27 protein-coding genes are annotated in these 25328 nt (G+C 64.1%); 10 read left to right on the top strand and 17 right to left on the bottom strand.

Features of this window, described 5'->3' with window-relative positions; translation table 11 throughout:
* The first annotated feature begins 96 nt into the window (after positions 1-96).
* Together NATOC_RS14355 and aglF are read left to right on the top strand one after the other, a co-directional pair.
* Positions 97-1083 carry an SDR family oxidoreductase gene (locus tag NATOC_RS14355; protein ID WP_015322184.1) on the top strand — a complete coding sequence of 329 codons (987 nt, stop codon included), beginning with the start codon at positions 97-99 and terminating at the stop codon, positions 1081-1083.
* Positions 1084-1278: 195 nt separating this feature from the next.
* Positions 1279-2013 (top strand): UTP--glucose-1-phosphate uridylyltransferase AglF, encoded by a 735-nt coding sequence (gene aglF / locus NATOC_RS14350; RefSeq protein ID WP_015322183.1) that lies wholly within the window; start codon positions 1279-1281, stop codon positions 2011-2013.
* 543 nt (positions 2014-2556) lie between these two features.
* Here aglF and NATOC_RS14345 read toward each other — a convergent pair.
* Together NATOC_RS14345 and NATOC_RS14340 are read right to left on the bottom strand one after the other, a co-directional pair.
* Positions 2557-3348 (bottom strand): alpha/beta fold hydrolase, encoded by a 792-nt coding sequence (locus NATOC_RS14345; protein WP_015322181.1) that lies wholly within the window; start codon positions 3346-3348, stop codon positions 2557-2559.
* Between the two features lie 188 nt (positions 3349-3536).
* Positions 3537-4502, bottom strand: a complete 966-nt coding sequence (locus tag NATOC_RS14340) for a lysine exporter LysO family protein (protein WP_015322180.1) — start codon at positions 4500-4502, stop codon at positions 3537-3539.
* Positions 4503-5136: 634 nt separating this feature from the next.
* Between NATOC_RS14340 and NATOC_RS14335 the strand changes: the two genes are divergently transcribed.
* Positions 5137-5394 carry a HalOD1 output domain-containing protein gene (locus NATOC_RS14335; protein ID WP_169330930.1) on the top strand — a complete coding sequence of 86 codons (258 nt, stop codon included), beginning with the start codon at positions 5137-5139 and terminating at the stop codon, positions 5392-5394.
* Positions 5395-5537: 143 nt separating this feature from the next.
* Here the strand turns inward: NATOC_RS14335 and NATOC_RS22425 are convergent, their stop codons facing one another.
* From NATOC_RS22425 to NATOC_RS14315, 5 genes are all read right to left on the bottom strand, one after another.
* A complete protein-coding gene (locus NATOC_RS22425; protein WP_169330929.1) occupies positions 5538-5711 on the bottom strand; it encodes a hypothetical protein in 174 nt (57 codons plus the stop codon).
* Between the two features lie 7 nt (positions 5712-5718).
* Positions 5719-5949 (bottom strand): helix-turn-helix domain-containing protein, encoded by a 231-nt coding sequence (locus NATOC_RS14330; RefSeq protein ID WP_015322178.1) that lies wholly within the window; start codon positions 5947-5949, stop codon positions 5719-5721.
* Positions 5950-6282: 333 nt separating this feature from the next.
* Positions 6283-7578, bottom strand: a complete 1296-nt coding sequence (locus tag NATOC_RS14325) for an RNA-guided endonuclease InsQ/TnpB family protein (protein WP_015322177.1) — start codon at positions 7576-7578, stop codon at positions 6283-6285.
* Positions 7579-7845: 267 nt separating this feature from the next.
* Positions 7846-8316, bottom strand: coding sequence for a nucleic acid-binding protein (locus tag NATOC_RS14320; protein ID WP_015322176.1), 471 nt, complete (start codon positions 8314-8316; stop codon positions 7846-7848).
* Positions 8313-8564 carry a hypothetical protein gene (locus tag NATOC_RS14315; protein ID WP_015322175.1) on the bottom strand — a complete coding sequence of 84 codons (252 nt, stop codon included), beginning with the start codon at positions 8562-8564 and terminating at the stop codon, positions 8313-8315. The genes NATOC_RS14320 and NATOC_RS14315 overlap by 4 nt, the downstream gene beginning before the upstream one ends.
* Before the next feature lie 675 nt (positions 8565-9239).
* On the opposite strand from NATOC_RS14315, the gene NATOC_RS14310 reads away from it, so the two are divergent.
* Entirely contained in the window at positions 9240-9575 is a 336-nt protein-coding gene (locus NATOC_RS14310; RefSeq protein ID WP_015322174.1) for a hypothetical protein, read from the top strand.
* Positions 9576-9982: 407 nt separating this feature from the next.
* Here the strand turns inward: NATOC_RS14310 and NATOC_RS14305 are convergent, their stop codons facing one another.
* The gene (locus NATOC_RS14305; protein ID WP_015322173.1) at positions 9983-10609 is read right to left on the bottom strand and encodes a hypothetical protein; all 627 of its coding nucleotides are present in this window, start codon (positions 10607-10609) and stop codon (positions 9983-9985) included.
* Between the two features lie 157 nt (positions 10610-10766).
* On the opposite strand from NATOC_RS14305, the gene NATOC_RS14300 reads away from it, so the two are divergent.
* The 3 genes from NATOC_RS14300 to NATOC_RS14290 all read left to right on the top strand — a co-directional run bounded on the left by NATOC_RS14300 (position 10767) and on the right by NATOC_RS14290 (position 12335).
* Complete coding sequence (locus NATOC_RS14300; RefSeq protein ID WP_015322172.1) at positions 10767-11312, top strand: hypothetical protein; 546 nt, start codon at positions 10767-10769, stop codon at positions 11310-11312.
* Between the two features lie 223 nt (positions 11313-11535).
* Entirely contained in the window at positions 11536-11715 is a 180-nt protein-coding gene (locus tag NATOC_RS14295; protein WP_015322171.1) for a DUF7563 family protein, read from the top strand.
* Positions 11715-12335, top strand: a complete 621-nt coding sequence (locus NATOC_RS14290) for a MaoC family dehydratase (protein ID WP_449289547.1) — start codon at positions 11715-11717, stop codon at positions 12333-12335. The genes NATOC_RS14295 and NATOC_RS14290 overlap by 1 nt, the downstream gene beginning before the upstream one ends.
* Before the next feature lie 201 nt (positions 12336-12536).
* Here NATOC_RS14290 and NATOC_RS14285 read toward each other — a convergent pair whose 3' ends face one another.
* The 7 genes from NATOC_RS14285 to NATOC_RS14260 form a co-directional block, all read right to left on the bottom strand.
* Complete coding sequence (locus NATOC_RS14285; RefSeq protein ID WP_015322169.1) at positions 12537-13094, bottom strand: nuclear transport factor 2 family protein; 558 nt, start codon at positions 13092-13094, stop codon at positions 12537-12539.
* 259 nt (positions 13095-13353) lie between these two features.
* The gene (locus NATOC_RS14280) at positions 13354-13719 is read right to left on the bottom strand and encodes a DUF7344 domain-containing protein (protein WP_049888782.1); all 366 of its coding nucleotides are present in this window, start codon (positions 13717-13719) and stop codon (positions 13354-13356) included.
* Positions 13720-14069: 350 nt separating this feature from the next.
* On the bottom strand, positions 14070-14207 hold the full coding sequence (locus NATOC_RS22420) for a hypothetical protein (protein WP_015322167.1): 138 nt from the start codon (positions 14205-14207) through the stop codon (positions 14070-14072).
* Between the two features lie 212 nt (positions 14208-14419).
* Complete coding sequence (locus NATOC_RS14275; RefSeq protein ID WP_015322166.1) at positions 14420-15496, bottom strand: glycosyltransferase family 2 protein; 1077 nt, start codon at positions 15494-15496, stop codon at positions 14420-14422.
* A gap of 1 nt (position 15497) precedes the next feature.
* Positions 15498-16808 (bottom strand): nucleotide sugar dehydrogenase, encoded by a 1311-nt coding sequence (locus NATOC_RS14270; RefSeq protein ID WP_015322165.1) that lies wholly within the window; start codon positions 16806-16808, stop codon positions 15498-15500.
* A gap of 313 nt (positions 16809-17121) precedes the next feature.
* Positions 17122-18228, bottom strand: coding sequence for a glycosyltransferase family protein (locus NATOC_RS14265; RefSeq protein WP_015322164.1), 1107 nt, complete (start codon positions 18226-18228; stop codon positions 17122-17124).
* A gap of 556 nt (positions 18229-18784) precedes the next feature.
* Positions 18785-19018: a hypothetical protein gene (locus NATOC_RS14260; RefSeq protein WP_015322163.1), complete on the bottom strand. Its 234-nt coding sequence runs from the start codon at positions 19016-19018 to the stop codon at positions 18785-18787.
* A gap of 151 nt (positions 19019-19169) precedes the next feature.
* Between NATOC_RS14260 and NATOC_RS22415 the strand changes: the two genes are divergently transcribed.
* Both NATOC_RS22415 and NATOC_RS14255 read left to right on the top strand, forming a co-directional pair.
* The gene (locus tag NATOC_RS22415) at positions 19170-19346 is read left to right on the top strand and encodes a hypothetical protein (RefSeq protein ID WP_015322162.1); all 177 of its coding nucleotides are present in this window, start codon (positions 19170-19172) and stop codon (positions 19344-19346) included.
* Between the two features lie 66 nt (positions 19347-19412).
* Complete coding sequence (locus NATOC_RS14255) at positions 19413-19808, top strand: hypothetical protein (protein ID WP_015322161.1); 396 nt, start codon at positions 19413-19415, stop codon at positions 19806-19808.
* A gap of 177 nt (positions 19809-19985) precedes the next feature.
* On the opposite strand, the gene NATOC_RS14250 is transcribed toward NATOC_RS14255, so the two are convergent.
* Both NATOC_RS14250 and NATOC_RS14245 read right to left on the bottom strand, forming a co-directional pair.
* On the bottom strand, positions 19986-21134 hold the full coding sequence (locus tag NATOC_RS14250) for a DUF7344 domain-containing protein (protein WP_015322160.1): 1149 nt from the start codon (positions 21132-21134) through the stop codon (positions 19986-19988).
* Between the two features lie 116 nt (positions 21135-21250).
* A complete protein-coding gene (locus NATOC_RS14245) occupies positions 21251-22087 on the bottom strand; it encodes a succinylglutamate desuccinylase/aspartoacylase family protein (protein WP_015322159.1) in 837 nt (278 codons plus the stop codon).
* A gap of 298 nt (positions 22088-22385) precedes the next feature.
* On the opposite strand from NATOC_RS14245, the gene NATOC_RS14240 reads away from it, so the two are divergent.
* Positions 22386-25259, top strand: a complete 2874-nt coding sequence (locus NATOC_RS14240) for a M14 family zinc carboxypeptidase (protein WP_015322158.1) — start codon at positions 22386-22388, stop codon at positions 25257-25259.
* Positions 25260-25328 lie beyond the last annotated feature (69 nt).

The following is a 25328-nucleotide window of genomic DNA, read 5'->3' as shown; positions in this document are numbered from 1 at the left end:
CGATCGGATGTTTTGGCTGGCTGCCTGTTTTCCCCATACTGAGAAGAGCTATTTGAAGCGATATACTTTTTAGATTGACCGATCTTGCATCAAGCAATGAAAATATTGGTAACAGGTGGCGCCGGCTTCATCGGCGGCAACCTCGCGGAAGCCTTCGCCCGGGAGGGCCACGACGTCACGGTCCTCGACAACCTGGATCCCTACTACGATACGGGGATCAAGGAGCAGAACATCGAGATCTGCGAGGACGCCGCGGCCGCCACCGACGGCTCCTACGAGTTCGTCGACGGCGACGTGCGTGACGACGACCTCACGGCGGACCTCGTCGGCAACGCAGACGTGATCTACCACCAGGCCGCCCAGGCCGGGGTTCGCACGAGCGTCGACAACCCGCGCAAGCCGAACTCGATCAACGTCGACGGCACGCTGAACGTCCTCGACGCGGCGCGGGACTCCGAGACCGAACGGGTCGTCCTCGCGAGTTCCTCCTCGGTGTATGGGAAGCCCGAGTACCTCCCCTACGACGAGGAGCATCCGACGACGCCTGTCAGCCCGTACGGCGTCTCCAAACTCGCCGGTGAGCAGTACGCGCGCGTCTACAGCGAGGTGTACGGACTCCCCACGGTGTCGCTGCGGTACTTCACCGTCTACGGGCCGCGGATGCGTCCGAACATGGCGATCAGCAACTTCGTCTCGCGGTGTCTCAACGGCGAGCCGCCAGTGATCTACGGCGACGGCGCCCAGACGCGTGACTTCACCTACATCGACGACGTCGTCGACGTGAACGAGCAGCTCCTTCACGATGACGCTGCGGACGGCGAGATTATGAACGTCGGCAGCACCGACAACATCGACATCCAGACGCTCGCCGAGGTCGTTCGCGACGAACTCGCACCCGAGCTCGAGCTCGAGTATACCGAGGCCCGGGAGGCCGACGCCGAACACACCCATGCGGACATCTCGAAAGCCAACGCCCTGCTTGGCTACGAACCCACGCGGGACATCCGCGAGGGCGTCCGCGAGTTCATCGACTGGTACGAGGCCAACCGCGAGTGGTACGAGCCGCTGGTGCGCCAGTCTTAATCCTCGACGAACGGGCTCTGGAACTTCCGTCCTCGATTTGCCCAGCGACGCTAGAACGCACTTGCAGTCGAACGGCGATCACCGCGAGCCGACACACGCTCCGCCTCGAGACGGGAAACGGAGGGAACGTTTCCTGTTTAAAATATTTTTATAGATGGAAAAAACTATTATATGAGGTCTACATTTGTCGGTACTATGCAAGCTGTTGTACTCGCTGCCGGAGAGGGAACGCGGCTCCGGCCGTTGACCGAGGACAAACCGAAGGGCATGGTCGAGATCGACGAGGAGCCGATCCTCACGCACTGCTTCGATCAGCTCGTCGAGCTGGGTGCGGACGAACTGATCGTCGTCGTCGGGTATCTGAAAGAACGGATCGTCGAGCACTACGGCGACGAGTACCGCGGGGTGCCGATCACCTACACCCATCAGCGCGAACAGAACGGGCTCGCCCACGCCCTGCTGTGCGTCGAGGAACACATCGAGGACGACTTCATGTTGATCCTGGGCGACAACGTCTTCGAGGCGAACCTCGAGGACGTCGTCCGACGCCAGCGCGAGAACCGCACGGACGCGGCCTTCCTCGTCGAAGAGGTCCCCTGGGACGAGGCGTCCCGGTACGGGGTCTGTGACACGAACGCCTACGGCGAGATCACGGACGTCGTCGAGAAGCCCGAGGAGCCGCCGTCGAACCTCGTGATGACTGGCTTTTACACGTTCACGCCCGCGATCTTCCACGCCTGTCACCTCGTCCAGCCCTCCGATCGCGGCGAGTACGAGATCAGCGACGCCGTCGACCTGCTCATCGAGTCGGGCCGGACCATCGACGCGATCGGCCTCGAAGGGTGGCGCATCGACGTCGGCTACCCCGAGGATCGCGACGAGGCCGAACAGCGCCTCCAGGAGGCGGAGCTCTCGGCGACTGCCGACTGAGGCGGACGCCGTACCGTCGCTGACGACGCTTCTTCTATCGTACCAGTCGCGTTCGTAACCGATCGGGGAGCCGTCTCTCGCTCCGACGAGCGCCTGCGAGGGCCGAAACACAAATAGTTATACCTCGTTCTCAGGATGTATTGTAGAACTGAAACTCACATGTACTGTCGTGTTTTACTCCCTGGCAGGGGGAGATGATGGAAGACCTGATCATCGTCGGGACGGTGGGTATCGCGCTGTTCGTGATCCTCTGGGTCGCGGCGTGGGGGTTTTGCGTCGAGTTCGCGAACGCGAAGCGCGTCCTCGAGCGGCGATAGGAACACCCCTCGTGGCTGTGCAGTGCGGTGACGGTCGGGGGTCCGATGAACGTCGGGAACGCAGTGACCGTCGGAAGCCCGGTGACCGTCGGGAGTCCAGTGACTGTCGGCAGCGCGGTGAGGCCGTGGCTGCTGGGAGCCGCTGGATCGCGGATTCGACGGGACCGATCGCGAGGACGTCGCGGTCGACCGCGGGCCGAACGGACCGATCGCGGGATCGACCGCGCTACTCCGACGCCCGGATCGCTGCGAGGACTTCCTCGACGACGAGCTCCGGCGCGGCGTGGATCGCGTCGTGGCCCCGTTCGTCGAGGGTGACGACGCGACTGTCCGGGAGCGCCTCGTCGAGTGCGGCCGTCGGGGCCCTGAAATCGGTCGGACTCTCGGTTCCGGTCACCAGGACCGTCGGCGTGGGCAGCTCCCCGACCCGGCTCGGATCGAACTCGTACTCGTGTTCGGTCGCCGTCTCGCGGTACAGCGTCCGGGACGTCTCGACGAGGGCCGGCCAGCTCGCGTCCGAGCGCAGCGCGTCGATCTCCGCCGGCGGGAGCTCGACGATCTCCTCGAGGAACACGACGAGCAGCTCCTCGGAGGCCCCCTCGTCGTGGAGGGTTCCCATCTCGGCGAGCAGCGCCTCGGCGTAGAGTTCGTCGTCGCCGACGGGAAACACCGGCTCGTACAGGACGAGGACGCGGAGCCCGTCGGTTCGGAGGGCTGCCTCCAGCGAGACGAGGGCGCCGTAGGAGTGACCGAACAGGACGGCGGGGGCCGCGAGCGATTCCACGAGCGCGGTCACGTCCTCGGCCTCCCGTTCGAGGGCGTACTCGTCGGCGTCCTCGCTCTCGCCGAGGCCGCGACGATCCATCGCGTAGACCGTGAACTGTTCCGCGAACGCGGGGCGAACCGGCTCCCACGCCGTGTGGGTGGCGGTGGAGCCGTGGACGAGCACGAGCGGCGGCCCGCTCCCCGTTCGCTCGTATGCGATCGCCGTGCCATCCGCTGCGGTGACGGTTTCCATGTCCCCTCTCTGGGCGACTACGCCGGCAGATCATGTGGCTCTTTCCCACACAACGCGTCGGGTTCGGAGACCGCTGTCCCGACCGGGTCGGCTCTCAGAACCGTTCGACCGTGTCTAACGCGGTGACGAGGATCGGTGAGTCCCGACCCGAGGGCCGTCGCTCCTCAGCAGTTCAGTGGCGGGTGGACTCAGATTTGCATAAACAACGGAATGAGAACTACCGCGAACACCGACAGCACGAATCCGTTGAGCAGTGCTGGAACGACGAACTCGTCCCCGGCGGCGTTCTGAATGAGTGGAAGCGTCACGTCCATCGTCGTGGCACCGCCCGGAGCGATACTCGTAATCCCGTTCAGCCGATCGACGATGGCTGGGACGATGAGGAGTGTGAGGACTTCTCGAAAGAGATTCGCGAGGAACGCTACCGCGCCGAGCTCTGTGCCGCCGAGATCGAACATGATGACACCGGCGTAGCTGTACCACCCGAACCCCGCTGCGACTGCAGCGCCGTGGGAGACTGGCATGCCGATTGCGAGCCCGACGAGCATGCCGCCGACGATGCTCCCGACGGCTATTGCAACGGGAATCAGAAAGACGCCCCAGCCGAGACGCTTGACGTATCCTAACGATCCGGTATCGCTTCCGACCGCGAGTCCGACGCCGAAGAGGAGCACCCAGAGTGCAGAGACGCTTACGGACTCCAGTTCCGTAACGATTCGTCCGGAGAGGACGACCGACGAAAGGACGAATCCCGCCGAGAGTGAGCCGAAGACGATCCCGGTCGTTTTCCAGTCGAATCCCGCTGATTCTGTGGCTGTCGTTTCTGGTTGTCCGCGGGCCGGAGACGACGTGGACTCTTCGGACGACGAGGTGGTGGAGCCGTCGTCAACGAGTACGAACGAGGCACTCGTGTAGACGCATGCAATGCTGCCGATCACACTGCCGACACACAGGATGGCCGCAGAGATGCCGATCGTGTTGATGTTTCGAAACAGCTGCTCGTCTCCGCCGATCTGTGCACCGATGGCGAAAAGCAACACCGCGAGCCCGACGAGGACGATCCCGTCTGCGACCCGATTCGTCCCTTCGAACGGCGAGAAGAAGCCGAGTATCCCACCTAACAAAAAGACGACGAGCAAGAGCCCTATCTCCATTGAATCACCGTCGATAGCATCTCCAGATCATCTCCCACCGTCGGCTAGAGTCCGCCGCTGGTAGCTTCCACTGCGGCCTCGGTTGTAATGGCTATTCTGGTTGACCGCTCGAATTCCGCACCTGGAGGTGGACGTGAGCCCGTCGCCATCGTCGGCGTCTGAGACCCTCCCGCCGTTCCCGCTTGCCGTCGCGAGATCGGCCACGGGAATCGGGGCTAGCTCGGGAGGAGGCCTGTCGCGGAAGCTATCACTCCCTGACGTGCCAACTATTGGCATAGCTGGCGAAGCAACGACCGAACGGGACGGACCGATCCCGAAAACGCGTTCACTCGATCCATCGGACCCCCGAGTGGAAGCCGCTTGACGGACCGAAAAGCGAGTGTACGCCCACTTCGGCTGTGAGTACACCGAACGTCGCCGACGACTGTTAGGTCACGGCCCGGGGTGGCGAACGCCGACCGTCTTTCTCGTCTCGAGTCGGAGACGGAAGCGGACGGCTCCTGGCTCCGTTCGGATATCTCGTACATGGTTTCTGTTGATACACCACACACTTTGGGATGACGACTATACGTCTCGAGGCTGTGACCGCGCATGGGTAGCGAGACACATGGGGAGTGAACAAGTCATACAAGACGTGCAGAGCTACGAGACACCAACCACGTCTGTCGTCCGTGCAGTCGCAGAGCTGGAAGAGACCGATATCACTGAACTCGAACCGCTGTATGAGGCCATCGATACCAACGCTCTGAACGTGTTACTAGACGCGCCGGGCACACAGATCGAAGTGACGTTCGAGTACGGGGAGTATCTGATTACGGTGACGAACGGTGGCGAACTAACCGTAGAAGAGTGCGAGTTTACACGAAATCCAGGAGAAAACCCACGGCGGTAGCCGTGGGATGAATCCGTCACTGCTGAATCAGCCCACGGGGGATTCCGGCAGCGGCTGCGATCTAGGTGGACGCCGATCGACGAGTCCAGCGTCGTGGGTCCTACTGCTCCTGTTGACAATCGACGAGTCCAGCGTCGTGGGTGCTACGGCTCTTCTCGCCGATCGACGACGGCGGAGACGAACGCACCGTCGTACAGTCGGCGTCGCACGCGGGACGCAAGCCAGAGCCGGCCGTGGACCGCGAGCCCGACGGCTGCAACCCCGAGGAAGTAAAGATAGATCGCGAGTTCGACGGACGCGGGAAGCGGATCGACCACCCGGCTGTTAGCAACAGCGGAACGTTTCGCCGTCGGCGCGCTCGACGAGCCCGTTGCCGGCCAGCGTCTGCAGGATCGGGTAGAGCGTGGTCTTGTTGATGTCGAGGTCGGCCTGCAGCGTGTCGACCGTCGCCTCCCCCTGGCTGAGGTAGAGGTAGACGAGCTTCGTCCGAGGGGACTGCAGCGTCGCGGAAACGTTGCGGACGGTCGTGGTCGACTGCGTTGTGCTCAGTGGCATACTCCGGAGAACGGCCTTCCACTACTTAATATCTCCGTGCATATAGCTAATGTAGTATAAGGGTGTTAATTTACCATATTATTCGAGCTCGGAGTGTGTAGTGGATGGGAGCTGTCTCCGGTCGACCCGTCGCCACACGTTGTCCGCGTCCGACGGTCGGATCCCGTGGCGACGGCGAGACCGTGGATGGCGGGTAAACTACCCCACCCTACTCCTTCGGCGCATACGCGCCTCAGTCCTTGAGGGTAGCGTGGGACCTTCGGTCCCACGGACCATGCGAACGGGCGCGTAGCGCCCGTGCGCAGATGGGGCTTTGATGTGGACTCCCGGCAATCAGTTACCAGCAATAGCCTGGTAACTCTCGCCGTTCAACATCCCACCATTCACACGCACGTCTACTGGTGTCGAAGGAAATCGAAGATTTCCTGACCATTGGAAAGCTCCGCTTTCCAAGACGTCTCCGCTCCCCGACGTGGGCGAGGAACGGAGTCTGTGTTTCCGCTTCCGGGCGTAGCGTAGCCCGATATTCTTCGCTGCATTGTAGTCTGCGTTCACCTCGTAGCCGCACTTCTGGCACTCGAAGTGTTCTCCGTGGCGGTTGTCCTCATGCGTGAACCCACAGTCCGTCCGAGAACAGCGTTGGGACGTGTGGTTCGGCGCGACTTGCTCCACGGAGACGCCCTGTTCGGGAGCTTTGTACCCGACGTACTCGGCAAGGCGTCGAAACGCCCAGATGTGGTGCCACTTCGCCTGCGGAAGCCGCTTGCGGATGTCCGTTAGGTCCTCGAACACGATCACGTCGCATCTGTTCTTGACGGCTTCCGAAACGATCTCGTTGGCGATCGTGTGGATGTACTGTTTCCGCCATGCTTCTTCGCGCTTGCCAAGGCGAAGCAGGGCGTTGTGCGCGGCTTGCGTGCCGCGCTGTTGCATCTCACTACGCCGCTTCTCGAACTCGCGGCACCAATGATCGTAGTCGTTCCCCTGCCAGAACGTGCCGGTTGAAGCTACTGCGAGGCTGTTGATGCCGAGGTCAATACCGAGGACTGTTTGGTGCTCAGTATCTTCCGAAACCTCGTCATCGTCCGAATCGTACTTCCGCGTCGTGATGTGGAAGTAGAACTCGTCGGTCGCCTTGTCGTATTGGAGTGTGCTTGCTCGGAACTCGTAGTCCTCCGAGAGAACGTACTGCTCGTATGGCGTCGGGCTGTCCGTGGGGAGTTCAAACTCGCACTCAATGCGCCCGTTGACGGTCGAGAGGGATACGCGGTCGCGGTAGAACGTTGCGCTTCGCTTGTCGTAGACCATGCTCCACGAAGTGAACTCCGGTTGGCTCACGCGCTTGCCCTGTTTCCACCGTTCGACGCACCCTTTCGTCGCTTGGACGGCACGTCGGATGGCCTCTTGAACGAGGTTCGCGGTGAGGTCAGTTTCCTCCCGCAGCTCCGCGTAGAGTGCGTCCCGTGCGGTCGTGTTCGCCGTAACGCAGTTCGCGTAGGAGCGGTCGTCCCAACAGAACTCGGCAGCACGGTTCGCGCAGTGAAGGAACTGTCGCGCGGATTCGTGGAGGTCGTTGCGCCGCTCATCGGGAACGACGAGTTTGACCGGCGCAGTTCGACGCACCTCCATATTTCAGATTACTACTTGACGATTCTTATAATCTCGGGAGTCGGGTAGCTACCGTCGTGCGGTTGCGTCGTCCTTAGTCGGTTTCCTCTCCGACCTACTCGCTCGCTACACTCGCTCCTTGAGGTCGGAGGCTCCACCTCGAATTATGCTGAAGCGTGTCCCCCTCGCCGTCGGCCCACGCCTGGAACGCACCGACCGTGAGCGAGATCGACGGGCCGGCGTCGCTGAGGCGCTCGAGCAGCGAAGCTACAGATCCGTCTCGCTCTGTTACTGCTCGTCCAAAAGACGGATACCGCGCTCCACGACTGCCTTGGTCACGAAGAGACTCGTCTCTCGCTGGAGTGCTCGCATACGCGATGCCGCTTCGTCTTTGTCGAGCAATCCACGACTGTAACCGAGCGCGATAATGCCGATGGATCCGTGCACTTCGATATCAGCGTCGGATGCTGCTTCCCGAGCGGCGAGATCATCCGTCAGGAGAACGACCTCGCGTTCCTTTGCGACAGCCATTGCGGCGCGTTCTCCAGCGTCCAGGTCCGCTGCTCCGGTCTCGGGTTCGTCACCGTCGACGAGTTCGTACGAGACGTCAGTTAGCCCGCCCGGAACCCCACCGGCCTCCACCTCCTCGTAAACCGTCTCTGGGAGATAGAGCGTCTCGAACGCCGCGAGCAACTCGAGCGAATCGATTTCGGCGAGGTGAATGATCGGTCCCGCATCTGAGACAGCTGCGACCGTCACGCGTTCAGACCCCAGTCAACGTCCTCCTCGACAACCGCTTGCTCCCGTTCGACGCGTTCGACCTTCGTCCGACCGACGCGCTCGATAGCGCCCTCACGCTCGAGGTTCCCCTCGAGGTACTGCGCGAGCACGAGATCCGTCCAGAGGTCTTCGAGACCACGCTCGAGGGCTCGCTCAAACACTTCGGACTCCGAAAGTTCACGTGCCTCCGCGATCTCTCGAACCCGGTCGGAAATGTCGGCGGCCATATCAGGTAATACATCAGCACCAGACTTAAATCCGTGTTTGGCTGCTCGGCGAATCGATGGCCTCGACACTCGGGGGGTTCTTCATCTGCCAGGGTGCTGTCTGTGTTGTGTATGCTGCACGCCTCTCTCGACGGCGCTACTAGCTGCTGGAAGGGACGGCGGTACGTTCGCATCTGTCGGTACCGACTAACGCCTACTCGAGGAGCGCCGTCGCGTCCTCCTGGGATACTGCAAACGGGCCGCTCTGCCCGACCTCGAGCGTGTCGAGACGGGCCCCGACGCTGTCGGTTCGCTCCGAACAGGCTGCGACGAAGGTGAGCTCGCCGTCGGCCCGCTGGTCCGAACACCCGCCGAACGAACCTTCAAATGTAATATACGTGTGTTAGTTTCCCGTATTACTCGAACCGGAGTCTCTAGCGCTGGTGAAGCTGTTTTGATCGGCCCGTCGCGCCACGCCGACGAGCGAGGCTCCAGGACGCCGACGGCGGAACGGGCTCGATCTGCCACAGCCGACGCCAGCAGCCGGCTTCCACGCCGATCGCTGCTGGCCACGAGGACTCGTTCTGACGGGCGTCACACGGTCGTCTGACTGACTTTCATACGTCTCGGTGTGGGCAACTCGAGCATGCAGTCACGAGCACCGTTCCGACGCCACTCCGCGGGAGGCAATCGCTGATGTCGGTCTCAACACCGACCGAGCTCCGCTCGCGAGGACGGCGCCTCACCGACCGCGGCCGCATCTGGCTGGCGTACGCGCTGGCGATCATCGTCCCCGGCGCGGGCCACGCCGCCATGGGCCACTGGCGCCGCGGGCTCGCCTGGGCGGGACTCTGTATCGCGACCCTTGCGGTCCTCAGCACGGCGCCCGTCCTCGCGGAACCACCCCTCCTCACCCTGCTCCGGGTCGGCGGGTTCGCCGACGTCGCCGTCCCGCTTGCCGTCCTCGTGTGTAGCGTGGTCGACTGTTACGGGCTCGCCGTCCTCGAGGACGCTTCGTCGCGCCCGCGGTGAGCACGGCGTCGCTACACCGGAGCGCTCGCCCGGTGGAGTGAACCGCAACGCTCCAACCCGGTGGCACGATGGCCACGGTGGGTCCCGGGCGGACAGCCAGGCACCGGTGTGCACGCAGTGCTCCAGCCGTGGTTCGAACGGCGCGCTGTTGTTCGTCGACACTGTCCGAGCCACGACTGGTCGGCATGGACAAAACGGTGAAGCCTCGGGGTCGTTCGAGAGAGCGAAGCGCTCTCGTGATCAGGCGAACTCTCGAGTTCGCGGACCTCGCGGGATCTTCGATCCCGCTCAGTGACGAGAATCGACGGTTCTCGAACCACGTGTCCCCGAGATACTTCACCCAGTCCGGAACGGAGGGCAAAACAGCGATGACCGCGAGCGCCACACCAGCGCCGAGGTGAGTCGCCTCAGGTCTCGACCGTCTCGAGGACGCGGTCGCGCAGCTCCGCCCTGGACATGTCGCCGCGGTTGTACGCCTCGACCCATTCTGTCTGTACCGTGACGCTGCCGATCATTCCGCCGTCGTCGCTCTCGACCGTGCCCGCGAGCTGTTCGGCGGGCGGGTCGCCCTCTTCGACGTACACGCTGTACACGTCCAGCAGCTCCTGGACGTCCCCCGCGAGCTCGAGCCGCGAGGCGTCCGCGTCGCCGACGAGCGTCAGCGCCCCGTGTGTCTCGGTCTCGTCGTAGGCGGCCACCTCGCCGTCGTAGACGTCCTCGACCCGCGCGACGAACTCGTCGCTCGACATCCCCTCTGCGGTCGCCTCGTACTCGTCGTCCGTTTCGTCCTCGTCGGCGTCGTCGACGTCCTCGTCGTCACTGACGTCCGCGTCGCCGTCGCTCTCGTTGTCCGCCGACTCGGCTCCCGACGCGCCGTTCGTGTCGTCCGTGCCGTTCGCGTCGTCCGTCTCACTCCCGTCGTCCGTGCCGTTCCCCTCGTCCTCGTCGCCGGAATCGACGGCGTCCGAACAGCCGCCGAGCAACAGCACGCTGCCGATTCCGAGGACGGCCGTCCGTCGCGTCGTCTCGTCCATACAGTGACCCCGCTCTCGAGGAAGTAGAAGGCTCCCGTTCTCACGCGGACCGACTACCTATTGTACGGCGTATAATTCATGAGTTCTTATATTTTATTCCACTAAATGATGTAGATGTAGTAATGCATTAATGGCTGGCTGAGCGTTATTTTCAGACATGGATAGACGAAAGATCCTCCTTGGCGGTGCCGGAACCCTCACGACGCTCGTCGCCGGCTGTGTCGGCGAGCTTCAGTCGGAAACCAGTGCGGGACGCGGTGCCAGCGGTGGTCACCCCGGAAACAGCGGCAACGCAAATCCCGGAAACAGTGGCAACGCAAATCCCGGAGCGGGTCCTGACGGCCCGAACGGCGTCCCCGGATTCGTCCCCGAGAAGGTCGAACTCGACAACGCGGACGTCCACATCGAGGAGTTCCAGCGCCGCGGTCGAACGCTCGTCGTCGAGCTCGCCGCGACGACGAGGGACCTGGCGAAGCTCCGCAACGATCTCGACGAGCTCCCGGCCACCCTCGAGGACGGGATCGAGGACGCCGAGGGATTCTTCAACCAGATCGAGACGGTCAAGACCACGCTCGCACACACGTCCGGACCTGAACTCGCGACCGCCCGGCTCGACGGCGACACGCTGCGCAAGTACGCGGACGGCGAGCTGACCGAAGACGAGCTGATCGCGGAATCTAGTCATCGGATCGAACTGCTGTAATCGCTCGAGGCAGCTGTCGGTAGCGTCGTACCGCTTCGGTCGGACAGCCGGCGAGCTGATCGGCGCTCCCTGAACGAGTTACAGCTGGACGAGCGGCTCTACTCGCGCGCCAGCCCGCGATCGCGGTGTGTCTCGACCCCATCGTCGGCGAGCCCGTCGTTCGCGATCGAAACGTTGCTTCTGTCACCACGGTTATTAGTAGTGAGCCAGTATCGGTCCTCGCATGCCACGCTGTCAGGACTGTGGGGGATACGTTACCCGAGATTTCGTCCGGGTGTTCGGTATCGACGGGACGGTAGCCGGCTGTCCCGACTGTACGACCTACCGCGAGCTTCAGGAGGGTGGTGGTGTCGAGGACGCAACCGACTCCACCTGGACGGCGAAACCGGACCGGTCGACCTGATCCGTCCTCAGTCGGCGTCCGACGATCCGCGTGTGACCCGATCGAACGCTGGCGCGCTCGCCGTCGCTCGTTGCGGCCATGGAAGGCCGGGCTCTCAAGTACGGTGCGACCCGACTGTGACTGAGATGAGTCGCTCACTGACCGCCGAGACGGCCGGAATAACGCCCGAGAGCCCTACCGAGGACTGGCGGGTTGACCGATCCGTCGAGCGCTACGACGATCTCGGAGTGGGGGACGTCGTTCGCTTCACCAAACCGATCACCGACGAGGACGTCGCCTCGTTCGCCGGCGCGAGCGGCGATTTGAACCCCCTGCATCTCGAGACGGGGTACGCCACGGAAACGATGTTCGACGGCCGGATCGCCCACGGCGGGCTGGTCGCCGGGACGATCTCGGCGGCGCTGGCCCGGTTCCCCGGCGTCGTGATCTACCTCTCCCAGGACCTCGAGTTCCACGCGCCGATCGAGATCGGGGGGACGGTGACCGCCACCTGCGAGATCGTCGAGGCGCTCGGCGAGAACCGGTACCGCCTCGAGACGACCGTGACCGACGAGGACGGCTCCACGGCGATCGCCGGCGAGGCCGTCGTCACCGTCAACTCGCCGCCCGCCGCCGAGTAGGCCGGTCGGCGTCGCGGCCCGATTCGTCCCACGCGTAGCAGCGAGGATGTCATAGAACTATTCTCATGGAGTTGTTTTCATCCCTATTTCGGAGAACCAACCGCTACGTAGAGGGCAACTATTCAGCACGGTGGAAACGTTCTATTCATGCGAATCCAACGCCGATTTTGTCATGTCGAGATCGTCATTCGGCTGGATCAGTTACCAATCGGGTTCAACCGGCATCTCCTCAGGGAAGGGTTGTTCGGCCCATCCCTCGTCGTACGGGGTCACATAGGTCGGATCGAACGTATATTTCGAGAGTTTCCACTCCCCATCGACTCGGCGGAACTCGTGTTCGTATATCCCGAGTATCCATTCCGCTTCACCGTCAGTCGTGAGGATGGGGATCTCACCATACCACTTCCCAGTGGCCTTGCCGCCGTCGATCTCGATAAGACCGTTGTGCAGCATGTGCCGGCTGAATTGAAACTCTGCAAAAATCTCCTCAGACAGTTCCCGAAAGTCATCTTTTCCGTCTGCACTACCGTACGGAGTTTCCGCAATCACGTCGTCGGTGACGAGTTCGAATCCCGCGTCCCAATCGTTTTCATCGGATAGATACAACAATTTGTGAATGAGTTCGCTGATTGCTTGCTTGTCCAGTAACTCCTGTACTTCCGCTGGTATTGCTTCGGCCATTGGGGGATACCACATATTCCACTGTGTGGTACAGTCACATGGATCCATCTCCTGCAGAACCTTCACCTGCTGCAGCATCTGCACAGTCTGAATCAGAACCGAATCCCGATCCGGTCAGTCGGTGACCGATACGCGCCCTGTATTCAGCACGGCTCACTCAACATCTCTATTAGCTGATGGAAGTGGTCACGTTAGGTTCGATTCTGTACGTACCGTTCGTCGAGTAGTCGAGAGGGGTATGCGAGCCGTTCTATGACACCCTCGCTACTATGACACCCTCGCTAGCAGCAGGTATCCGGACGGCGTGGCGCTGGATGGCCCCACGGCTCCGCGGGCGTCAGCACGAGCCTTCTTCCGTGCAGTTGTACGACCGGGCGTCGTCACTGCCGGACTCGATCAGTCGCTCCTCGAAACGGGCGGACGCCCGCTTCCCGGTGTCGGTGATCGCGACGAGGTCCCCTTCCTGGTCGTACGCGACGAGGCCCGCGTCGGCGAGGACGGGCACGTGGTTGTGGTACAGCTCGAGATACAGCTCCGTGACCGCGTCGGCCGGAATCTCGTCGATCGGCGTCCCGTGTTCCTGCACCGCGAGCTCGTCCGCGAGGTCGGCGAGCGTGACGACGTTGTGTTGCTCGACACACCCCAGCACGGCCCGTCGACGCCGGTGAGACAGCGCGGTGGCGTCCGTATCAGCGTCCGTCATTGCCAGACAGTCACATTCAGTGCTGGTGGCACAAACGGTTATAAGGGTACCGATCGGGGAAAACCGCGACACGGCGTGTGCCCGGCCCACGGCGGTTCCAGCCATCGAGGGAGCCGCACGCGGGGACAGCTACTCACGAGGACGGCGGACGACTCGATCGTTCTCAGCGGGCGCATGTCTGACTGACGTGTCAGTCGTCGATTGTGGGTGGCGGAGATATGGAAACACCATCCCTCGGCGTGCACCCGGCGAGATCGCCGGATCAGCCGCGAGTGGGACGCCGCGGGAGAGCCGCTGCGCTGACCTGCGACTGTGCGTGCCGAGTTAGCCGTGCGCAGGACGTCAATACCTCATCTGCGCAGCATGCTGAGACACCGCTCGAGGAATTCGATACCGGAAAGCGTCGGTGTCCCCGCGAGGTAGACGTCGAGTTCGGCGCGTTCGACCGGGACGTTAGTGATCGGATCTCTGCGTTCGGTTTCGTCCATACTGCAGTTTGGGGCGGGGAGTATTTACGTATTCGCAACTATCGTTTCGGAATCAGAAATGAATAATCATTGATCACCAACTCCCGAGTGGTAACGGGCCCAAGCAACGCAACCGATACCAGAGAGTTCGATCGGCGACGTCGAGTCCGTCACAAGCAAGCGGCTGTCGGATGCAACCGGCCACGACGATCGCAGAAAACAGAACCGGGTCCTTACTCGTGAATCTGGACTTCGCTGTCCTTGTTGACCTGCATGTCGAACAGCATGGCGAACATCAGGAACATGCTCCCCATCGTGAATAGCATCATGCTCGCGGAGCCACGCATGAAGATCCCCGCGTCGTAGACGATACTCGTGTAGATCGCCCACAGTCCGGCCAGGATTCCCAGCCCCGCGGTTCCGGCACCGAAGAAGTAAAACAGCGCCAGCGGGTGGAAATCCAGCACGAGGTACTTCGTCTTCAGCCGCCAGAGGAAGCCCCGCAACAGCATCCCCGAGACCTTTCGGATGTAGGTCGGATACGAGATCGAGGACTCCTCGTCCCCGTACCGGGCGGGCATCGCGACGTCGGCCACGCGCATCCCCTTGGCGTTCAGTTTGATCAGCAGGTCGTTACAGTAGCCGTAGTATTCGTAGAGGTTCTCGATGCCGACGTTCTCCAGGGCGTAGTTCGAGATCGCCGTATACCCGTTCTGGGGGTCCATCGTCTTCCAGTACCCTGACGCGATCTTCGTCAGGAAGGTCAGGATGGAGTTGCCGAAAAAGCGAAACGGCGGCATGTCCTCGCGGAACTCCTTGTACAGCAGCCGATTGGCCTTCGAGTAGTCGGCCTCGTCCTCCACGATCGGATCCAGCAGTCGCGTCATCTGCGTGAGGTCCATCTGGCCGTCGCCGTCGACCGTCGCGGTGATGTCGACGCCGTCCTCGCGGGCGGCCAGGTAACCTGTCTTGATCGCCCCGCCCGCACCCAGGTTCTCGCGGTGCTCGATCGGGACGACGCGCCCGACGGCGTCGTGGACGAGCGCACGCTCGGCGAGCATCCCCCCGCCGTCGGTGCGGGCCTCCTTTGCGTACTCGAGTTCCTGTCCGCCCGCCTCGACGAACGACTCGCTGACGCCCGCGTCCTCGCGGGCCGCCTGCAGCACCTCGTCCCACGTGCCGTCGGACGAGCAGTCGTCGATGACGAACATGCGGTCGACGTAGTCGGGCATCTCCCGAATCACGTCGCCGATGAACCCTTCCTCGTTGTACGCCGGGATGACGACTCCGATCGTGTGATCGCGATACATGTTACAATCTCCTGTAGGTGAACAGATCGGCCGCTCCGTCCTCGAACAGCCCGTCGACGTCGATCATCACGGGCTCGTCGGCCATCTGGTCGGCCAGCGTCGCGGGCGACAGCGACTGGAACTCGCTGTGTGGCGTCCCGATGACGATCCCGTCGAAGTCGGTGACGTCGAACGCGTCCTGGATGTCGATGTCGAACATCTCTCGGGTCGCGTCGGGCTCCGCGTGGGGGTCGAAGCCGACGACCTCGATCCCGTAGCTGCGTAGCTCCTGAATGACGTTGTCGATCTTCGAGGTCCGGATATCGTCGACGTCGGGTTTGTACGCCAGTCCCGCGACCAGCACGCGACTGTCCTTCAGCACCTTGCCGCTGTCGTTCAGTGCCCGGATCGTCATCTCGGCGATATGGTCGGGCACCGACTCGTTGACCTCGCGGCTCGTTCGGATGAGCTCCGGATCGTACCCTTTGCGCTCGCTCTGGTAGAGCAGATAGAAGGGATCGACGGGAATGCAGTGACCGCCGACCAGCCCTGGCTGGTAGTCATGGAAGTTCCACTTCGTGCCCGCGGCCTCGAGCACCGCCTCGGTGTCGACGCCGAGCTCGTCACAGACCATCGCCAGCTCGTTCATCAGCGCGATGTTGACGTCACGCTGGGTGTTCTCGACACACTTGGCGGCCTCGGCGGTCTCGATCGTCGGCGCCTCGTGGAGGCCCGCGTCGACGACGGTGCCGTACAGCTCCGCGAGATCGTCGCGAGTCTCGTCGGTCAGCGCGCTGACGATCTTGACGACGTTCGCGAGTCCGTGCTCGGTGTCCCCAGGCACCATCCGCTCGGGCGAGTAGCCGACGCCGAACTCCTCGCCCGCGGTCAGTCCGGAGGCCTCCTCCAGTGCGGGGACGAACACTTCCCGGGTCGCGCCCGGGTACACCGTCGATTCGAGGACGACGGTCGTCCCCTCGGTCATGTTCTCGCCGACGGAGGTCGCGGCACCCTCGACGATGCCGAGGTTGGGCTTCTCGTTGTCGTCAACGGGGGTCGGCACCGCGACGATGACGAACTCCGCGTTCGCGATCGCGGAGCTGTCCGTGGTGTACTCGATATCGCCCTCGGCGATCGCCGAATCACCGACGTCACCGGTTGGGTCGACGCCCGATTCGAGGGTGTCGACCTTGTCGGGGTCGACGTCGAACCCGGTGACGTCGTTGCCGGCCGCGTCGAACGCCGCGGCAAGCGGCAGGCCGACGTAGCCCAGGCCGACGACACAGACGCTGGCGGTCGTCCCGATCGGCTCCTCGTACTGGTACTCGCTCACGCGTCGACCCCCCGCAGTCGCTGGCTCGAGCGGTCGGTGGTCGGTTCGTGGTTTCTCCGCGCTACTGGTTGGGGACTCATGGATAGCTAATATACGACGGCGGCGACAGTCAAGTCGGACATAGTTTCCCTGTCGGACAGTAAATAGCTGGCGAAACACAAATAACTAATGTTTCATGAGAGTATGAGAAAAGAACCCGTTAGCCCTCGTGAGCGTGCTTGCGTCCACTCTCGGAACCTATTCTAATTGAAACGATCGTTCAGGGACGATCATCCAACTCCCGCCGCGAGCAGGCGATCACCGCTCCGAAGCGTCACGACCTCCGGAGCTCCAGGCGCTCGCTGGCCCGCATGTCGAACACCATCGCGAACAGCACGAACAGCACGCCGATCGTGAACACCACTGCGCTCATGGCGACGGGAACGAACGCCGTCTCACTACCCCCCGCGTAGAGCGCCCACGCTCCGATCAGCAATCCGAACGCGGTCGTCCCGATTCCCGCGAGGTAAAACAGCGCTAACGGGTGGAAATCCATCACTAGGTGCCGCGCCTGCAGTCGCCAGCGGAAGTTCCCCAGTACCGTCCGCAGGGTCGCCGAAGCGTCACCCGAGGACGTCCACTGCCGAGACGACGCGACGACGTCCCGGGAGACGACGTCGGCCACGCGCAGCCCCGCGACGTTGAGCGCCGTCAGCAGGTCACACCGGTGACCGCCACGCTCGGAGAGCCCCTCCAGGTCGAGTTCGACCAGCGCCCCGCGGGAGATCGCCGTCGTCGCGCTCCGGGGCGTCCTCGTCTTCCAGTACCCCGACGCGATCTTCGTCAGGAAGCGTCGTGTCCAGCTCCCGACGCGGTGACGCCGCGACGCCTCGCCCGAGGACGCGATGGGCGAGCGACCGATCGTCGCGTAGTCGGCGGCGTCCTCGACGAGCGGATCCAGCAATCGCTCCGTCAGTGACCGCTCGGTCAGCCCGTCGGTCGCAACGATCGTGACGTCGAGGTCGCGTTCCAGCGACGCCAGGTACCCCGTCGTGATCGCCCCTCCGATACCTCGCCGCTCGCGGTGCTCGATCGGCACCATGCGTCCGATCGGGTCGTGGACGTCGGCCCGACGGGCGAGCGCCGACGTCCCGCCGTCCGTTCGCACCTCTCGTTCCTCCGGCTGCTCGTCCTTGGCTCCCCCTGTGTCCGGTTTCACTTCGTTCGGGTCGATCGGGCCGGTTCGGGCGAGTTCGCGATCGCTGTGCCCGGTATCCCGTCGCGCCGCGTTGAGGATCTCGCCCCACGTCTCGTCGCTCGAACAGTCGTCGACGACGAACGCCGCGTCGATACAGTCGGGCAGCTCCCGAATCGCGTCGCCGATCGATCCGTCCTCGTCCTGTGCCGGGATGACGACCCCGATCGTGTGATCTCGGTACATCGTGTTCCGTCCTCGTGTCCCGTCTCGCTCGGCCGTCGAACTCCACTCGGGGGCCGACGAGCCCGTCCGACACCGTTTTGCCGGAACTCGTCGACCGGTGTGTCGTGCCACCGAGTCGCCGATCTGCCGGGATGCACGTACAGATACACATACCAGAAGGTCACTCATACAAATATTTTCTGTCCTGCGAGAAACGGCGCTCTCGCCGGGGTCGGAAAACGGGGCCGAAAAAGCCCCGCTCACGGTAGGTGGTGGGTGTGATCCGGACGCCTGTGTGACCGGTTGGTTCGGACGCCCGGACGGGTCATAGAGGGGCGCACGACCCGATAAGAGGGCGGCTTGCAAGCGAGTTCTGCCGACCGCGGGAGGGCGTAGCGTTACCGCAGCGAGACAGTGGCGTTACCGCAGCGGGACAGTGGCGTTACCGCAGCGAGACAGTGGCGTTACCGCAGCGATGCAGTGGCGTCACCGCAGCGAGACAGTGACGTTACCGCAGCGAGACAGTGACGTTACCGCAGCGAGACAGTGACGTCCCTACGGACGGAACGCGGTCGCGTCACCCCATCTTGTCGATCTCGAGGCGCTTGATCACCAGCCGGTTCGTCCCGCCGATGAGCGCGAGGACGACGAGCAGTCCGACGACGTTCGCGACGATACCCATGAACCAGACCTGCGGCACGAGGACGGACATGTCGACGACGGCCCGGAGGACCTCGCGGGCGAGGATGAAAAACACCAGCCCGTACCCGACCCCGATCAGCAGGAACACCAGGCGAAGGCCTTCGTTCATAGTATCTGATTAGTTCTGATGATGATAATAGCTACGGCCGACGGGACCGAAACCGCGGTAAGCTACCATTGGCGAGCCAGCGAGCGGCGAACGCCGACGCAGGCGGTGAAACGGCCGACGGATACTCGTTCGTGGGGCCCCTGACACGAGTATGAATCCGGACCCCGACCTGCCCGACCGGCTGGCGGACGCGGACGATCCGGAGCTGTTGGTCGCCTGGCGGCTGTGGTGTGAGCGGGGCGTCGTCCTCCCGGGGTACGCGGCCGAGATCGCCGAGCTCCGGCGGCTCAAACGCGAGTGGGCCGACGAGGACGAACCGTTGCGCTAGGCCACCTGCGGGAGCGATCCCGACCACCGGTAGAGTTACGCTCGCTCGCTCCGAACGTCCTCGGCAATGACCCAGGAGACGATCCGGTTCTCGGAGTCGATCGTCGACGAGGTCGAGGACCTGGTCGAGGACGGCGAGTTCGAACACAAATCGGAGTTCTACCGCTTTGCGACCGAGGTGCTGTTGAACGCGCTCGACGAGGAGTACGACCCGGAGATGGTGAAGTACGACCGCCTCCTCGAGTCGGTGACCAACCAGACGGAAGGCCCCGGGCTCGATCCGGGCGTCCAGCGCGACGACGACGCCGGCAGCACGTTCTACCGCTCGGCGACGACGATCCGTCGTCACGCCCGCCGCGGCGAACTCGAGGCCGCCGAGGACCACATCGACGCCCACTATCCGCCCGAACGCGGCGAGTACCTGCTGCTCGAGGATCTGTTGGACTACTACGCGGACGGCTGATCCGCGACGACCTTCGCCGAAGCGGGAGCGAAACTCGGGGTGGAGAACGCGGCGATCGCGGTTCGCAGGAAACTCGAACGGGGCAGATCTGGGGTGAGATCCCGCCGGGAGCACGTCCCGGCGAGCGGCCCAGAACGGAACTTCCAACGCAGCCTGGGCCACCGACGACGCCGCGAATCAGAACGGAATCTGCTCGAGGAAGTCCTCGCTCTGTTCGTCGAGATGATCCAGCCGCGAGCCGAGCAGCTCGCGGATCAGCATGACCAGCGCGTTGTTCTCGCCGACGCCGGTGATCGCGGTCTCGTCCTGGATCCCGCGCTCGTTGCGCTCGCTGAGCGTGCCCAGCATGATCGCCTCCCGGTCGGCGAAGACGAGTCGCCCGACCGTCTCGCGCTCGGGGGGCATGTTCATCCAGTTGCGCTGGGGCTCCCAGAGCGTGACCGCGGGAACGTGCTCGCGGACGCGATCCCGGATCGCCTGCGTGCGGGTGCCGACGTAGACCTCGACGCCGCGGTCGACGGCGTCCTGGAGATACTGGAGACACGCCTCCTCGATGAGGTCCTCGTCGGTGTACATCAGGAACAGCTCCTCGTCGGCGTGTGCACACAGCGCCCGGCAGCGCTCGATCACGTTCTCCCGACCGTCGATGCGGCGGATGTCCTGGGAGGGGTTGGCAACAGGGTGGAACCCCCGGCTCTCGGCGGCTCCGAAGTCGAACCACGGTCCGTCCTCGAGGGCTGGGTGGCCGCGGTAGCTGACGGCGTCGCCGCGGCGGTCGGAGGTGATCAGCCCGGCCGCCGCGAGCTTCGGGAGGTGAACGTGGTGGAGCTCGATCCGGCAGTCGTCGACGGCGTCGGGCGTCGGCTCGCCGTCGGCCTCCCGGTCGGCGACCGCGCGGGCCAGTGCGACCCGCGACAGCGCGCTCTCGGCGTCGGCCAGAACCGACAGCGCGGTGCGACGGCGGTCGCTGGCGAGCGCGTCGAGGATCGGGTCCCAGTCGACTGTCTCCGTCTCGAGGATCCGCTCGAGGTTCGGGTGCTGGAGCGCCGGGTGGTCCGACGCCGCGAGGGTTCCGTCCTCGCGGTCCCGGTCGACGAGTCCCGCCGCTACGAGGACGGGCACATGGGCCGTTCCGAGCGAGACGCGGAGCGACCGCATCTCGGCCTCGGTGACGTCCACGAGTCGGGTCTCCCCGCGGGCCGCGAGGTGGACGGCTGCCTCCTCGATGGGGATCGGTGCGGTCCGGTTCCGGAGGAGCCGGTGGAGGGCGCGGCGACGACCGTCGCGCAACGCGACCAGAATATCGGTTAGTTGTCTACCTTGCATTTTCTTGGATAGAAGAGGAAACAGCCGCGGATAAATTACTCGGTAATATCTACTGGATCGTTATATATCTAAAAGTTAACGAGTTCGGCGGTGAATCCCGGTCGCCGTCGCACCACTCAAACCACGTCGATCCCGTGGCGCTCGAGCAGCGTCGCCGCGACCGCCTCGGACCACTCGGTTCGGGTCTCGAGGGTCGTGTCGTGGCGCGTGACCTCGGTCAGGTAGCCTGCACACTCCAGATCGACCGCGACCTTGTGGATCAGCCGCGGATGGGCGCCCGCGAGCGTGTTCCCCAGCGTGAACTCGTAGGCCGAACCGTACTCCGAGGGTCGGATCTCGCGTCCGTTGAGCGAGCGGTTCGCCCGGGCGGCGATCGATCGGGCGTCCGCGGCCACGCCGGGGAAGATCGCCTGGCCGAACCCGCTCGGCCCCCGCGAGGACCCCCAGATGCCCATCGAGCTGTGCATGTCGATCACGGCCGTCGGCTCCAGCTCGACCAGCAGCGACCAGATCGCGTCGGCGATCGGCGTCGTCGGCTCTCCCTCCGGCGGGAACTGCTGGTTGAGGTCGCCGTCGGGACCGCTGTAGGTTTGCTCCCTGACCGCGGGCGCGTTGGCCTCGGGGACGACGACGACCGTGCCGCGCTCGAAAGACCACTCGCGGACGCTGTGGGCGGCCTCGATACCGGCGAGCTCGCTCCCGTGGACCCCGCCGAGGACGACGACCGTCTCGCCGGGCTCGGCTGCCTCGCGGACGTACACCGGCGTCTCGTATCTCGTCCCCGAACGCAGCGTCCACGTCGTCTCCTCGATCGACGGCTGCTCCGTGGCAGTCGCCGACCCCGCTACGGCTCCGCCGCCGAGGACCGTCGTCGCGGCTCCCAGCAGCAGGGACCGCCGTGTGGACACGACGCCGCCCGCCGTCGCCCGCTCGCCTGAGGATCTATTAGTCATTGTGACGCCAAAATAATTAAATCCGCTACATATAAAATTAGCTAATCTAAAATTTAAAAGTAATCCTGTTCACCGCGACCCGATCCCGTCCCGTCCGAGCCGGAGGACGGTCGAACGGGCCGTTTTCCTTCCCTATCGAACCGTCGTGCGCCGCGTTCGTACCCGATTTGTCCAGATTACTGTGAGTGTGTTCAATGTTAAATGTTCGTGTACCAGTGAGTGACACAGGGTACGGACGATGTTTTGAATCGAAACGTGGTTCAACTGAATCGTGTCCTGAGGGGGCATACATCAACCGATGTCGACACACGATCAACGCCACGACGAGACGGAAGCAACGACCGAGACCGACCGCTACACCGCCGCGGAGGCCGCCGACCTCGAGGACGACGCCTTCGACGGCGGCGGCGTCGACCGACGAACCTTTCTGAGCGTCGCGGCCGCAACCGGAGCCGCGCTGGCGCTGCCGACGACCGTTTCGGCCGACGTCACCGACGACGCGCTGACCGACGTCGCCGAGTTCGTCGTCAACGCGACCGAGGAGGAGTACGAGGCGACTCTCGTCCTCGAGTTCGCGGACGTATCGTCCCTCGAGGCCTTCGACGACGAGTTTGGCGAACCCGACTGGGATATCGACGAGGACGACCGCGCGCCGACGGTCGTCTACCGCGAGGAGCCGACCCCGGCCGCCCACGCCAGGCTCACCGCCGCGGAGCTCGAGGACGCCCTCGAGGGTGATGGGATCGAACGCGTCGACTTCTCGCCGGGCGCGAACCCGTTCTGGAAGCTCGAGGAGCCCTACGGCGACTACGACGTCTATCCGGAGTACGTCGAGGAACACGACGTGTTCCCGTCCGTCGAGAGCGCCCGGGACTTCGTCTCCCACGGCGAGGCCGGGCGGGCCCTCGACCACCTCGAGGCGGAGTACCCCGACATGGTCAACGTCGAGCGGATCGGGTACGGCCCCGGCCACGAGAACCACGTTACCGGCGAGGACCCCGATCCCGGCGAGATCTACGTCGCGGAGCTTACCAACGACGTCCAGGACCGCGAGGCGTTCGCCGAGAAGGAAAAGGCCGTCTTCATCGTCGGGATCCACGCCAACGAGCAGGCGGGCCGCGAGGCCGGGAGCCGCATCCTCGAGCAGGCGGCGAAGGGCGAGGCCGAGGAGTTCAACCCGCTTTTGGACGACATCGCGATCGTCTTCGCGTACATCAACCCCGACGGCTGGCTCGTCCGGAAACCCCACGTGGGTGCGAGCGCGGACGAGCCCTCGATCAGCCACGAGCGCGGGAACTCGACGGGGCTGGACACGAACCGCCAGTATCCGACGATCGGGTGGGTCGATCCCGCCTTCTGGCCCGCCGAACCCGCCGACGACCTCCCCGGAACCCGTCCCGGCTACGACGTCGGCTACGAGGACATGGTCCCCGACTCGCTGGCGACCGTCGAACACCTCCGCAGCTACGAGAACGTCGAGTACCTCTGTGATTACCACATGATGGGGTGGGCGGACTCGATGGTGCTCAACCTCGAGTCGAACGCCACCTACGAACACGACGGTACGCACAATCTGGACGAGGTCAACCGCCAGATCAACGACGCGATGTACGACTACTGGGGCGGGCCCGAGGCGATCGCCGAGGATACGATCCGGGCCGGCCAGGATACGGCCGACATCGACGACTACGTCCCGGAGACGCTGCAGGACTACGGTTCGATCTACGACTCGCTGGGGTACAACATCACCGGCGGGCTGCTGGGCTGGGCCGGCATCGAGGAAGAACAGGGCGGGCTCGGCGCGATCACCGTCGCGCCAGAGCTCGGGCTCCGCGATTTCACACACTGGCGACCCTACGTCGAGCGCCACCTCGAGACGGCCTACTACCTCTCGATGCGCGAGTTCGCCGAGATGTGTGCCGCGGACACCGACGCGACCGTCGCCACCGACGGCCAGGACGTCGCCTACGTCCACTCCGATTCGCTCACCCGCTCCTCGGCCGACCTCTCGCATACGCCCGACGACCACGGTCCCGGGACGGGCAAGGGCAAACACGGATCCGACGGCTCCGCGTCCGGCGACGGCGGAACCAGCGTCCGGTGTCGCACCGACCGCCTCGGCGCCGAGCCCAAGTCCATCGACGTCGCCGAGAACACCCAGACGGTGTCGGTCTGTTTCCTCGTCCACGGCGACGAGGACGGCGTCGTCCGCGTCTTCGATCCCGACGGGGAGTCCGCGGGAGAGATCGACCTCTCGGAGCACGACGCCGACGACTGCTGTATGACCGACCCTTCGAGTCTCTTCCTCAGCACCCCCGAGGCGGGCGAGTGGACCCTCGAGTACGACGGCGAGGGAGAACTGGCCGTCGAGATCGTCGTCGTCGACAGCGACGAGGCCCATCCCGATCCCGAGGTCGTCCTCGGCTACAGCCAGCAGCCCTACGAAGCCAACCCCCTGGAGTTCTTCGAGGATCTCGAACCGTTCTTCGAGGACGGCTCGATCGAAGGCCTCAGCGTCCACCACGTCGGCGTCGGGCGCCTGCTCAAGGGCAACTCCGGCAAGCGCCACTACGACAAGCTCGTGATCGCCCACGACGACGGGATCGACGACCCCGACTACGTCGACGCCGTCGAGGCGTTCGTCGAGGCCGGGGGCGATCTCGTGTTGACCGACACGGGCCTGTACCTGCTCGACGTCCTCGAGGTCGGCGACGCAGCCGACCTGAGCGCCGACGACCTCGCGTCGACGACGATCACGATCGCCAACCTCGAGGACCGGAACTTCGACCACCACCTGCTGACCGACCTCCGGGAGATCCAACAGGAGATCTGGAAGAGCCCGCAGATCGGTTACTCGGCGAACGAGCCAGACCAGCCGATCACCGTGATCGACGACGACGCCTTCGAGGCCGCGGGCGGCGAGGTCGCGGGCCGGATGGACGGCACCGACGCGGCGGGCGTCGCCGCCGGCTCGCTGTCGGCGGGCGACGCCGAGATCAACCTCATCGGCTCGGCGCTCCCGCCGGCCTACCAGGAGTATCTCCACCCGTTCGGGATGGCCGACCACGCGCTGTCCTTTATGGGCCACACGATGATGTGTAACGCCCTCGGCTTCGAGCAGCGGCGCTTCGTCGAGGACGAACTCGTCGGCACCTGGGGCGAGCTGCGCTAACGGCAGCGACCGCGTCCTCAGGCGGTTTCGTCGGTTGATCGGCGGGGCCAGATTGCCGAGTAGTTGGAG

This window comes from Natronococcus occultus SP4 (genome assembly GCF_000328685.1).
Classification (GTDB): Archaea; Halobacteriota; Halobacteria; order Halobacteriales; family Natrialbaceae; genus Natronococcus; species Natronococcus occultus.
This window is presented reverse-complemented; position numbering and strand designations above follow the sequence as displayed.

Coding starts and splice junctions, on each gene's coding strand:
- NATOC_RS14295 (WP_015322171.1), top strand. CDS start 11,536: ATGCCACGCTGTCAGGACTGTGGGGGATACGTTACCCGAGATTTCGTC.
- NATOC_RS14330 (WP_015322178.1), bottom strand. CDS start 5,949: ATGCCACTGAGCACAACGCAGTCGACCACGACCGTCCGCAACGTTTCC.
- NATOC_RS14265 (WP_015322164.1), bottom strand. CDS start 18,228: ATGTACCGAGATCACACGATCGGGGTCGTCATCCCGGCACAGGACGAG.
- NATOC_RS22420 (WP_015322167.1), bottom strand. CDS start 14,207: ATGGACGAAACCGAACGCAGAGATCCGATCACTAACGTCCCGGTCGAA.
- NATOC_RS14300 (WP_015322172.1), top strand. CDS start 10,767: ATGGATAGACGAAAGATCCTCCTTGGCGGTGCCGGAACCCTCACGACG.
- NATOC_RS14315 (WP_015322175.1), bottom strand. CDS start 8,564: ATGGCCGCCGACATTTCCGACCGGGTTCGAGAGATCGCGGAGGCACGT.
- NATOC_RS14310 (WP_015322174.1), top strand. CDS start 9,240: ATGTCGGTCTCAACACCGACCGAGCTCCGCTCGCGAGGACGGCGCCTC.
- NATOC_RS14245 (WP_015322159.1), bottom strand. CDS start 22,087: ATGACTAATAGATCCTCAGGCGAGCGGGCGACGGCGGGCGGCGTCGTG.
- NATOC_RS14250 (WP_015322160.1), bottom strand. CDS start 21,134: ATGCAAGGTAGACAACTAACCGATATTCTGGTCGCGTTGCGCGACGGT.
- NATOC_RS14275 (WP_015322166.1), bottom strand. CDS start 15,496: ATGTATCGCGATCACACGATCGGAGTCGTCATCCCGGCGTACAACGAG.
- NATOC_RS14285 (WP_015322169.1), bottom strand. CDS start 13,094: ATGCTGCAGCAGGTGAAGGTTCTGCAGGAGATGGATCCATGTGACTGT.
- NATOC_RS14260 (WP_015322163.1), bottom strand. CDS start 19,018: ATGAACGAAGGCCTTCGCCTGGTGTTCCTGCTGATCGGGGTCGGGTAC.
- NATOC_RS14305 (WP_015322173.1), bottom strand. CDS start 10,609: ATGGACGAGACGACGCGACGGACGGCCGTCCTCGGAATCGGCAGCGTG.
- NATOC_RS14340 (WP_015322180.1), bottom strand. CDS start 4,502: ATGGAGATAGGGCTCTTGCTCGTCGTCTTTTTGTTAGGTGGGATACTC.
- NATOC_RS22415 (WP_015322162.1), top strand. CDS start 19,170: ATGAATCCGGACCCCGACCTGCCCGACCGGCTGGCGGACGCGGACGAT.
- NATOC_RS14240 (WP_015322158.1), top strand. CDS start 22,386: ATGTCGACACACGATCAACGCCACGACGAGACGGAAGCAACGACCGAG.
- NATOC_RS14325 (WP_015322177.1), bottom strand. CDS start 7,578: ATGGAGGTGCGTCGAACTGCGCCGGTCAAACTCGTCGTTCCCGATGAG.
- NATOC_RS14345 (WP_015322181.1), bottom strand. CDS start 3,348: ATGGAAACCGTCACCGCAGCGGATGGCACGGCGATCGCATACGAGCGA.
- NATOC_RS14255 (WP_015322161.1), top strand. CDS start 19,413: ATGACCCAGGAGACGATCCGGTTCTCGGAGTCGATCGTCGACGAGGTC.
- aglF (WP_015322183.1), top strand. CDS start 1,279: ATGCAAGCTGTTGTACTCGCTGCCGGAGAGGGAACGCGGCTCCGGCCG.
- NATOC_RS14280 (WP_049888782.1), bottom strand. CDS start 13,719: ATGACGGACGCTGATACGGACGCCACCGCGCTGTCTCACCGGCGTCGA.
- NATOC_RS14355 (WP_015322184.1), top strand. CDS start 97: ATGAAAATATTGGTAACAGGTGGCGCCGGCTTCATCGGCGGCAACCTC.